The 11,557-nt window shown below is 40.2% G+C and carries 8 protein-coding genes and 1 pseudogene; all 9 read right to left on the minus strand.

Translation table 11 applies throughout. The features are described from left to right. Positions 1-1,685 precede the first annotated feature (1,685 nt). Positions 1,686-2,345, minus strand: coding sequence for a rhomboid family intramembrane serine protease (locus IQ228_RS01990; protein ID WP_193962056.1), 660 nt, complete (start codon positions 2,343-2,345; stop codon positions 1,686-1,688). Positions 2,346-2,538: 193 nt separating this feature from the next. Continuing rightward, positions 2,539-3,885 (minus strand): N-acetylmuramoyl-L-alanine amidase, encoded by a 1,347-nt coding sequence (locus tag IQ228_RS01995; RefSeq protein WP_027404823.1) that lies wholly within the window; start codon positions 3,883-3,885, stop codon positions 2,539-2,541. Positions 3,886-3,925: 40 nt separating this feature from the next. After that, complete coding sequence (locus IQ228_RS02000; RefSeq protein WP_193962057.1) at positions 3,926-4,864, minus strand: serine hydrolase; 939 nt, start codon at positions 4,862-4,864, stop codon at positions 3,926-3,928. Positions 4,865-5,472: 608 nt separating this feature from the next. Beyond that, positions 5,473-6,774 carry a DNA cytosine methyltransferase gene (locus tag IQ228_RS02005; RefSeq protein ID WP_027404825.1) on the minus strand — a complete coding sequence of 434 codons (1,302 nt, stop codon included), beginning with the start codon at positions 6,772-6,774 and terminating at the stop codon, positions 5,473-5,475. After that, positions 6,774-7,567: pseudogene (locus IQ228_RS02010) on the minus strand (DUF4351 domain-containing protein). Before IQ228_RS02010 ends, IQ228_RS02005 begins: the two are co-directional and overlap by 1 nt. Positions 7,568-7,697: 130 nt before the next feature. Then, positions 7,698-8,864 (minus strand): lipid-A-disaccharide synthase, encoded by a 1,167-nt coding sequence (gene lpxB / locus IQ228_RS02015; protein ID WP_027404826.1) that lies wholly within the window; start codon positions 8,862-8,864, stop codon positions 7,698-7,700. Between the two features lie 212 nt (positions 8,865-9,076). After that, a complete protein-coding gene (lpxA, locus tag IQ228_RS02020; protein ID WP_193962063.1) occupies positions 9,077-9,895 on the minus strand; it encodes an acyl-ACP--UDP-N-acetylglucosamine O-acyltransferase in 819 nt (272 codons plus the stop codon). 132 nt (positions 9,896-10,027) lie between these two features. After that, entirely contained in the window at positions 10,028-10,537 is a 510-nt protein-coding gene (gene fabZ / locus IQ228_RS02025) for a 3-hydroxyacyl-ACP dehydratase FabZ (protein ID WP_027404828.1), read from the minus strand. Positions 10,538-10,700: 163 nt separating this feature from the next. After that, positions 10,701-11,549, minus strand: coding sequence for a UDP-3-O-acyl-N-acetylglucosamine deacetylase (gene lpxC / locus IQ228_RS02030; protein WP_193962058.1), 849 nt, complete (start codon positions 11,547-11,549; stop codon positions 10,701-10,703). Positions 11,550-11,557 lie beyond the last annotated feature (8 nt).

The raw sequence follows: 11,557 nt of genomic DNA on the forward strand, positions 1-11,557 counted from the left end.
TCGCAATGACAACTCATGGAGCGATCGCCAGAGTTCCTGTCATTGCGAATGGAGCAAAGGGGAATGAAGCAATCGCCAGGTTTATAAGTCATCAAGAGATTGCTTCCTTTCACTCGCAATGACAACTCATGGAGCGATCGCCAGAGTTCCTGTCATTGCGAATGGAGCAAAGGGGAATGAAGCAATCGCCAGGTTTATAAGTCATCAAGAGATTGCTTCCTTTCACTCGCAATGACAACTCATGGAGCGATCGCTAAAGTCCTTGTCATTGCGAATGGAGCAAAGGGGAATGAAGCAATCGCCAGGTTTATAAGTCATCAAGAGATTGCTTCCTTTCACTCGCAATGACAACTTATGGAGCGATCGCCAGAGTTCCTGTCATTGCGAATGGAGCAAAGGGGAATGAAGCAATCGCCAGGTTTATAAGTCATCAAGAGATTGCTTCCTTTCACTCGCAATGACAACTCATGGAGCGATCGCCAGAGTTCCTGTCATTGCCAATGGAGCAAAGGGGAATGAAGCAATCGCCAGGTTTATAAGTCATCAAGAGATTGCTTCCTTTCACTCGCAATGACAACTTATGGAGCGATCGCCAAAGTCCTTGTCATTGCGAATGGAGCAAAGGGGAATGAAGCAATCGCCAGGTTTATAAGTCATCAAGAGATTGCTTCCTTTCACTCGCAATGACAACTTATGGAGCGATCGCCAAAGTCCTTGTCATTGCGAATGGAGCAAAGGGGAATGAAGCAATCGCCAGGTTTATAAGTCATCAAGAGATTGCTTCCTTTCACTCGCAATGACAACTCATGGAGCGATCGCCAAAGTCCTTGTCATTGCGAATGGAGCAAAGGGGAATGAAGCAATCGCCAGGTTTATAAGTCATCAAGAGATTGCTTCCTTTCACTCGCAATGACAACTCATGGAGCGATCGCCAAAGTCCTTGTCATTGCGAATGGAGCAAAGGGGAATGAAGCAATCGCCAGGTTTATAAGTCATCAAGAGATTGCTTCCTTTCACTCGCAATGACAACTCATGGAGCGATCGCCAGAGTTCCTGTCATTGCGAATGGAGCAAAGGGGAATGAAGCAATCGCCAGATTTATAAGTTATTAAGAGATTGCTTCCTTTCACTCGCAATGACAACTTATGGAGCGATCGCCAAAGTCCTTGTCATTGCGAATGGAGCAAAGGGGAATGAAGCAATCGCCAGATTTATAAGTTATTAAGAGATTGCTTCCTTTCACTCGCAATGACAACTCATGGAGCGATCGCCAAAGTCCTTGTCATTGCGAATGGAGCAAAGCGGAATGAAGCAATCGCCAGGTTTATAAGTTACCAAGAGATTGCTTCCTTTCACTCGCAATGACAAATCATGGAGCGATCGCCAGAGTTCCTGTCATTGCGAATGGAGCAAAGCGGAATGAAGCAATCGCCAGGTTTATAAGTCATCAAGAGATTGCTTCCTTTCACTCGCAATGACAACTTATGGAGCGATCGCCAGAGTTCCTGTCATTGCGAATGAAGCAAAGGGGAATGAAGCAATCGCCAGATTTATAAGTTATTAAGAGATTGCTTCCTTTCACTCGCAATGACAACTCATGGAGCGATCGCTAAAGTCCTTGTCATTGCGAATGAAGCAAAGCGGAATGTGGGTTTATTACCAATTAATTACCAATTACCAATTCTCTATTCTCTATTTCCCAGGGCAAAAATACTCCCCACAATAAAACCCCCAAGGTGCGCCCAATAAGCGACTCCTCCCGTTTCTACACTCATTTTAGCTGCTGTCTGGAGACTGGCAAAACCAGCGATAAGATTTTGTATAAAGAAAATACCAATAATTACTAATGCGGGGATATTAATTGTGGTGATGAAAAAACCCAAAAAAACTAAAGTGGTGATTCTTGCTTGAGGAAACCAGATTAAGTATGCACCTAGAACTCCAGAAATTGCCCCACTTGCACCCAAGGAAGGGATAGTAGAGTACATACCAATAAACCATTGACATAAAGCAGCTATAGCACCACAGGTTAAATAAAATAATAAATATTTAAAATGCCCTAAACGGTCTTCAATATTGTTACCAAATACCCACAGATAGATCATATTGGATATTAAGTGCCACCAACCTCCATGCAAAAATTGTGAGGTAAATAAGGTTGTCCACTCTCCACTCCAGTTGATGGTTAATTCTTGCGGTATGACTGCATACAATTGAAAAAACTGTTCTAGTTGCAGATTTGACAAACTGATTTCGTGGAGAAAAACTAGAACATTCATGCCAATTAAACCATAGGTAAAATATGGCGTAATTCGGGTCGGGTTTTCATCGTAGAGGGGAAACACAAATATTGTTCCTAATCATCATTAATATCACTATAACAGGATTAAGAGAAAAGTTTCCGGCGACGGTCAGTCGCTACTACACAAACAAAGTCCACCTGCGTAGACTTAAGGAAAAATTAAGATTTGAAACCCATGAAGATGGGTCTTGTCTGGTTAGCTGCGACTGACCGTCGCTTTTTAAACTTTTCTATAATTACAAAAGATTTGCTGACTCATAGAGTCTTCTGATAATAGCTGTAATTTTGATTCCGTAGTCTAAATCCGCAGACCAGCGCCCTGATAATTGATTAACTGAGGGAGCAACACCTCTGGTAACAAAACGAAATCGCGGATCTACTTCTGGCTGGACTAAGGGTTCTAAACTGGCATAGGCTTTTAAATGTTGAATATGCGCTCTGACACCAATTCTGGCGCTGGGAAATGATGCTCCTTCAGCACCACCACCAACTGCACCTAAACCGGCAAAGTTATTTTGTTGGGGTTTGATGTCAGTCCCAAACCGTAAAAATCCAGTTTCTAGACACATTTGACAAAAAGCAATGTCATGATTTATGCCTTCAATAGTTGCTTCTTCTCGATATAGTTTGGGAAGGTCAGGAAATTGGGTAATGGCACTTTCATTATTGATTTTTAGAAATGATTGTAATTGTATTTCTGATGTGTTGCCAGTGGAGATAAGTTGTTCAATTTGTCCGGGACAAACTGTTGAAATTGAGCGTAATTTGACTGTGCGTGAGGCACTATCCCAATCAATAGAAATATGAGATTCTCGAAGTTCTATGGCTTTGATATAAACTATCTGCCGATAGGTAATCCGGCGTAAATTAGTTAATTTTGAAATATCAATCCGTAACCGATCTACTAAATCAATGGGGATGTAAGCATTACCATTAATTAATAGTCCTTGTTCTGAGTAATTCTGTCCATTGATATTGATGTTAATGCTGGGATAATTTTCGGTTTTTGGTTGCTGAGGATCATTTGCTTGACTCCAAGTAGTTAGTCCTTCGGCAATTCCGATCGCAAAATCACGACGACGACTTTGTAATAAAGCCCGATCTTCGGGACTGCTGAGGAAACCGACTTGTAGTAGTATGGCAGCGATCGCTGTTTGACGACAAAATTGCAAGTTACCCAAGCCACTATCTGTATCTGGTTTGACTCCGCGATTGGGTAATTGGGGGACACGGCGCAAAAGTGCCGTTAATAACATTTCTGCATTTTGTTTGCGCTGATCATTTTTGGCAATATAAAAGGCACTTGCTCCGCGCACAGATGGGCTATTAGCTGCATTGGCTTGAATTTCTAATGCCACATCTTTAGAATTAGCACGAGCATTAATCCAAGCGATGGTTTGAGCCGCACTTAAATCGTCAGGAACAGCTAAAACTTCTAAATTCCGGGTTCGCAGTTCTATCACCACCAAATCCCGCAAAAGAATCATTTCCTTTGCTTCCGTTGTGCCACCAGCGATCGCACCGGGGTCATTTTTGCCCGCTTCTGTGCCACCATGTGCCGCAGAAATAAAAATCCGTCCCATTTTTCCCTATTTCCGTTGTTAAGTCCCAGTAATTGCAATTCTATAAATTAGCGATCGCTTCTGCAATTCTTCTAGACACAAAAGGTAAGATTTCCCGACTCTTAGCTTGCTCTTTCCCTTCCGTAAACACCACCAACAGATAAGGACGCTGATCTGGTAATTCAATATAAGCCGCATCATGACGGACTGTACTTGTCCAACCTGCTTTTGACCAGATTTGACTATTTTGAGGTAATCCACCCCCTAAGAAGCCTGTAATTTGGTTCTCTTCGCCATCTTGGCTTAACTCTTCTGGCTTAATACTACGTTTGAGTAAATTCATCATAGATTGCGATCGCTCACTAGAAACCGTCACCCCACCCACGATACTATGTAATAATCTCGCAGTCGCATCCGTCGTCAGCATATTCCGATTTTCAAACATCTCCCCGTAAAAAGCTCTTTCCCGTCCATAGGGACCATCACCCCAAGTTTTTTGACAGACATTAATCGTCTTCATTTCCTCCCACCCCAAAGACTGGTAATAACGATTAATAATATTGCGTTGATATTTCCAAGTTTCAAAAGGTCCAAGACTTAACTGGGGACCAGAACTAGTCCCACTGATGATATCAACAATTAAACTAGTCGCATCGTTGCTAGAATCAACTATCATATCCTTCAAAGCCCGGTCTAATTCTGCCGAAGCCTGACTCATTCCTTTCTCTAGCCATTCTTGCACCACTACCAAATAAAATAACTTCACCACACTTGCAGGATAAATTCGTTCTCCCCCCCGATAGCTAAAACCCCGCACCGGATGTTCCCAAAAAGCGTTAGGAGTCAGCGCACCACCTGTATTCACCGGTGCGGGAGGATCATATACCACCCAAGTCAAAGCAATTTGATGAGCTGCTAAAGTTGGAAACTCTGCCCAAGTTGCCTCTAAAATTTGATTACCGATATTTTCTAGTTGTTGGTCTTGATTAAAAAAAATCATTTGTAAATAATTTCCTTATGGTATTGGGAGTTTAGGTTCTGGAATCAATCCTATCATTATCTGTATAATTACTGAGGTAATAATTATGATTAGCCTAATTTCAGGTAATTTATCATGGCATTTGATTTAACAAGATTTTATAAGCAATACCCTGAAACCCTATTGATATCGTAACGATTTTATTAGGTTTGGGACTTATATTTGGAAAATTGGCATAGGTATTGATAAGAGGATGTTTTAAAAGTGGTATCCCGTAATTTTCATCATCTTGTTACCCCTCTTTCCCCTTGTAAAGGCCTTGTAAAGGGGGTAACAATAAAAATCCAGTTCTCTCCCCTTATAAAGGCTACGGTGTACACGCAAGTTATCGAATCACCATTATTCCTCAAATTACCCCACCCTACGCTATCAGGAGGTAGGGGCGCAGGGACTGCGCCCAGTCGGGAGTATGGCTATAAATAAGTGATATTGATACAATTTGCTGTATTATACTGAAAACGGATGATTGCTGGAATTTTACTTCGGCAAAAATCTTTTTATATCAATACTTTTAGCGATTTTAATAGTAAGGCTGCGACCCGTTTTTAGTATAGCTAAATTCTAAAAATTCATTTTTTTCTGGTTCTCGGTTCTATAACATCAGGGTTCACTCCAAAGTATTTCGCTGCTGCTGACATATCAAGCGTTAATAAACTAATATCCCCTAAATCTTTAATACTTTGAGGTATGGTTTTTGTCACTTTTGCACTATCAGAAGATTTGATATCTAAAAATTTAATAATTTCCTCTGCGACTGCTTGTGCTAAAAGCGGGGGAACAGAATTACCAATTTGTCTAAAACCATGCCATTTTGTCGGATGAAATCGAAACCAGTCAGGATAGGAATGTAACCGCGCAGCTTCCCTGACAGTAATACATCTGGGGATAAAAGGATGTATGGGACGAGGTGAAGTAAATGCACCTTTATTACTAGGTGTTCCGGCTCTTAAGGTATTACATAAACCATCAGGATCAAGTTTATGAAAACGACTAATTGATTCGATTTTACCATGTGGTGTGGATGCAAATCTATCCATAGATTCGGTCGAATGCTTACTTCTTAAACTTGATGTTAGTAAAGTAGGATCATATTGACGTTTATAGGAATAGTTGTTTTTTGCAGTTGGAAGATTACGCAGGTTTTTAGCATAGTTACTAGGTTTAGCAAACTCTGTAAATATCCAATCTTGTTGATATAGTTCTGGATATTTTTCTATGACTGGTAAATCTTGTAATGCTTCCCAAACTGTAGGAGTTATGACTAACTTAGTTTCGGAAGATTGATTAGATTTTGCTGGGAATGTGATTTTTTCTGGATATTTAGGTAATTCTAAATCTTCACGCGCACCTAGTAAAAATAACCTTTCTCGATTTTGGGGTACTCCATAATTAGCTGCATTTAAAACTTGGTAATTTGCATTAACTTGATAACCACTTTCGGAAAATTGACTAATGATTTCAGCAATAAATTCTTTGTGTTTCCCAACTGTCATTCCTTTGACATTTTCCAGCACAAAAAACTTGGGTTGTAATTCTACAACTAATCTAATAAAATGGAAAACTAAAGAGTTTCTTGGATCATCAAAAGAACGTTTTCCCATTAGTGAGAAACCTTGACAGGGTGGACCACCAAATACTACATCAATTTCTTGATTAGCAATTTGAGAACTATTCCGAATTTCCTTCCCTGTTGTTTCTTCTACACTTTTGCATAACACAGTCCAAAAGGGAAAGTTAAATTGATGAATTGCACAATGAATTGGATCTATTTCCACAGATGCTAGGACATCAAAACCAGCTTGTTCAAAGCCTAAAGTCATGCCACCTGCGCCTGCAAATAAATCAACTGCAATTGGTCGTTTTTTGGTCATTATTTAGTTATGATTAAGTTTACAGATTGCAGCCAATTTTCTAAATCTTCAATTGAAGTAAAATCTAACAAAGCTTCTCCAAGTTCTTCAAGTTTCTCAATAGATAATGCTTGGACTCTTTGAATTAATGATGATTCAATTTCACCAATTCGACGATTTAGTTGACGGATAATTAGACGTTGTTCTCCTTCTTGTTTAGCTAGTTCCCTATCTTCTGTTTGTGAACTTTGATTGATTCTTAAATTCTGCTGGAGGTTATAAAGTAGCTCTAATGTAATTTTTACATAAGGCTGATTTGATGGTAACGCAACTAATTCATCAATTGCTTGTTTTTGTACTGTTCCTCGTCCTAGAAGTCTTAACCATAGGGTTTCTTGAGTCTGTGGTAATTGATGAATGACAATAATTGCTGTGCGTAAAGATTGTGGTAAATAGTATATTCCTGGTAGGGAATCTGGTTTGGCTGCACCATCAAATCCTGATAGCAGGTTTTTTGATGCTGTGGGTATGAGAATCCATAATTTGGGAATCTGGGTTTCTATGATCTTGGTTTGATTGCGTTTTGCTTCCCGTTGGAATGCACCTCTCACTTCTAGTAATTTTAACAGACAATCACATATTTCTTCTTTTGATGCTGGGTTGCGGTATGGTTCAAATATAGCAGGTGTTGTGGCTAATTTTCCCAGTAATCCTCATGATTCTAAATTGGCGTTTTGTTCTTAAATTTTTCTGTTCAACTACTTAGTTCTTCTAGGTAATCTTTTGCGAATTGGTCATAGATAAAACGAGTCATTTTAATTAAGAGACTTCCAATCAAAAAAATATCCCAAAATTTCTTGTGGTGCGGGCATCTTGCCCGCTAATCATCAAGGACGGGCAGGATGCCCATCCCACAAAATTGGATCATTTTTTTGTGGAGTTCTCTAAATGTACATTTCTAGTATTTCTTTAGCTGTCCGATCGCACACTCCCAATTCTCCCAAACAATGGCGCATTTCTTGATAAGCTGTGAAAGTTTGTTGTCTTTTTTCAGGATTTAACAACAATTCCATTGCTGCTTTGGTAATATTCTCGGCTGTGGCTTGTTCTTGCAAGAATTCTGGGACAATTTCCCGCATGACAACTAAATTGACTGGAGAAGCAAAAGGAATTGAACCTTTAAGAATATGACGCGCAATCCAAGCTGTAAGAGGATGAAGCCGATAAACTACAACTTGGGGGACATTTAATAATGCTAGTTCTAAATTGACTGTTCCTGACTTATTAATAGCAAAATCAGCCGCCGCTAAAATATCTTGAACGCCTTGTTGTTGACTTGATACTATTGTAGCTTTTAACCCATATTCTTGAATTGCGGCTGTAATTGGTTCTCTAAATGTTTCCAAGGATAGAGGAATCCAAAAATGGACATTTGGTAGTTTAGATTGAATATTTTGGGCGGCTTGAAAAATTATTGGTAGAAGATATTTTAATTCTTGATGACGGGAAGCTGGTAAAAGAGCGATCGCTATTTCTTCTACTTTAACTCCTAATTTCTCCCTCGCAGTTGTCCGACTAGGCGCATTTGCCATTCTATCAATTAAAGGATGTCCTACCCAAGAAACATTTGCCCCATTTTGTTGATAATATCGGGCTTCTTCCGGGAAAATTGCTAATAGTTTATCTGTAAAACCAACAATGCGGTTAGTATTCTGAAAACTCATAGACCATACCCACTCTTGAGGAGCGATATAATAAGCCACAGGCACATCAGGCAAATTTTCCTTCATGAATGTACCAATGCCCAAATTTGGACCCATATAGTCAATAAGGACGACTAAATCCGGGGGATTTTTCTTCAAGTGAGCGATCGCTTGTCGTTGTACTCTTAAAGTAGGAATAACATAAGGTAAAGACTCAATCAAACCCATTGAACCAATACCGCTGGTATTACCCAAAATTTTCGCCCCAGCTTCCGCCATTTTATCCCCACCCAAGGCAATAATTTCTAATGTCAACCCCGCAGCAACAGCTTGGCGTTGAAGTGCCTTAATTAATAGCGAACCCTGTAGATCTCCAGAAACTTCGCCAGTGCTAATAAATATTCGCATTTTAAAACTTTAGATTTTAGATTTTTACGTCCTTTCCCACCCCCTTCCCAGTGGAAGATTACCTATTTTTTTCTTCTTCTTTTCTTCTTCTTTTCTTCCTTCGTTGCCTTCGCTTCTTCGTGGTTAATTTCATCTATATTCTGCCGACAAAAACAGAGTAACTAGTAAACTTTGAGGACGGGAAAACCCCGCCCCTACATCTGACTGACTATTCATTCTTCATCACTGACGGATTTTTTACCTTTTCCGGGAATTAAACCTCGTCTTCCCGACATTTGGGAAAGTAACAAGAAACGGCGAAGATGTTTTAATTCTTCTGTATCTCCTAAATTTTCCAACTCCTGCAAAGCATCTTTAAATAAAAACTCAGAACGATAGAGAAGACGGAAAGCCTTTTTAATTAATTGAAAGTCACTCGCAGGCATTCCCGAACGTTTTAATCCTACCAAATTGAGCGATCGCACTTTTGCCGGATTTCCCTCCACCAACATATAAGGAGGCACATCTCTATCAATGCGTGTCATTCCTCCCACCATTGACATCCCCCCAATATGGACAAACTGATGTACACCTAAAACGCCGCTGAGTCTAGCCCGCGATTCAATATGTACATGACCTGCTAACGCCACAGAATTAGCAATAATGACAGAATTCTCAAGCACGCAATTATGGCCTACATGAACATAAGCCATCAATAAATTGCCATCGCCGATTACTGTCGCTTCACCCCTGCCAGTAGCGCGATTAATCGTCACATACTCACGAATAGAATTATTATTGCCAATTTTTACCCAAGTAGGTTCTCCCACATACTTGAGATCCTGCGGCTGCATACCGATAGCTGCACCGGGGAAAATCTGATTTCCCGTACCAATTTCACAAGGTCCCTCCAGAACAGCATGAGCGCCAATTACAGTGTCTGCGCCAACTCTGACATTCTCTCCAATCACAGCATAAGCACCGACTTGCACTGTTGGGTGGAGTTCCGCACTAGTATGTATGACAGCAGTCGGATGAATAAGTGTTTTCAACATATCTTTAACTATGATTTTTTTGATTTTTTTGATTAAGATGATTATGGAAATCGCATGATCTTCAACTATGATTCTTTTGATTTAGATCATCATGGCAATCACATTAATCAAATAAATCATAGTTAGGATTTAACTAATCAAAGAAAACATTAGTTCCCCTTCAGCGGCTAGTTTTCCGTCAACTTCCGCTCGTCCTTGCATTTTCCCAAAACGACGCTGTTTTACCCACAACAGTTCCACCGTCATCACCAGTTGATCCCCAGGAACAATTTGCCGACGAAAACGGACTTTATCAATACCAGCAAATACAAACAGTCCTCCTTTGGATTCCGGCATTTGCGTCATCACAATGCCCCCAACTTGTGCCATTGCTTCAATAATTAACACACCGGGCATAAGCGATCGCCCCGGAAAATGCCCTTGAAATTGGGGTTCATTAAAAGTAACATTTTTAATACCCACAGCCTTTTTACCAGGTACATAATCAATAATCCGATCTACCAGTAAAAATGGATAGCGATGGGGCAAAAGTTCCTGAATTTCCTCAATAGTCAAGGTAGTTTTAATTGTCTGTGTATTGACATTATCCTCACTTGATGTATTCACTTCCTGGGAATTAGGTTCGGTAATAGTGGACATTAGTTGTAAGTTATTTGAATGATTAGACACTAGAAATAGGTATAGCAGGGAACAGGGAACAGAGAACAGGGAACAGGAAATAGAAATAAAAGTATAAATATTATCTTACTTTTTGATTACTGTTCCTCCTTTCCTCTCGGAAACTGCTATCAATTCAGGTATTTTAGAACAACTCTAAAATTTTTCGTGCTAGTTGAATATGTAAATTATGACTAGCTTTGTACGCCAAAAAGTGAGCAACAGGGAAAGTTCCCAGTAAACTTAGATCTCCTACTAGATCCAAAATTTTATGACGGACTGGTTCATTTGCAAATCGTAATGGGGGATTTAGCCAACCTTGAACCCCACAAACCAGAGCATTATCTAAACTCCCACCTTTAATTAATCCCGACCTTTGCAGATATTCAATTTGATCCTGTAACCCAAAAGTCCGTGCTGGTGCAATTTCCACCACAAAATCCGCAGCAGACTTTTCCAAACAGGTCATTAATAACCAACTGTGCCATTGATTGCCAATTGCCGCCAAATTAAAATCTATCCCATAGCTAAATCGAGTTTCCGGTGCAGGTAGAGCGCAAACAAAAGCATCACCTTCATAAATCCAAATCGGTTCAGTAATCACAACAGGTGCGGGTAAATTATTCGCCATTTGGGCTACTATTCCCACCTCAGCAATTCTTTCACACCAAATCCGCGCCGAACCATCTAAAAGTGGCACTTCCGGTCCATCAATTTCAATTTTGGCGTTATCCACCCCCATAGCTGCCAAAGCTGCCAGTAAATGCTCCACAGTGCGAACACAGACCTCATCCTTACCCAACTGAGTAGAAAGCACAGTCTTACTCACAGCCGCAACCTGAGCAGGAATCATAGGTGAATTTGGTAAATCTACCCGCACAAAAAAGCGGTTACTTCCCGGTAGCGCAGGTAATATTCTCACCTGAGTATTGACACCACTATGCAAACCCACACCATTCTCAATAATTTCCCCGCCTAACGTATATTGTTCCATCCCCCAAC

The organism is Dolichospermum sp. LEGE 00246 (genome assembly GCF_015207865.1).
Classification (GTDB): Bacteria; Cyanobacteriota; Cyanobacteriia; order Cyanobacteriales; family Nostocaceae; genus Dolichospermum; species Dolichospermum heterosporum.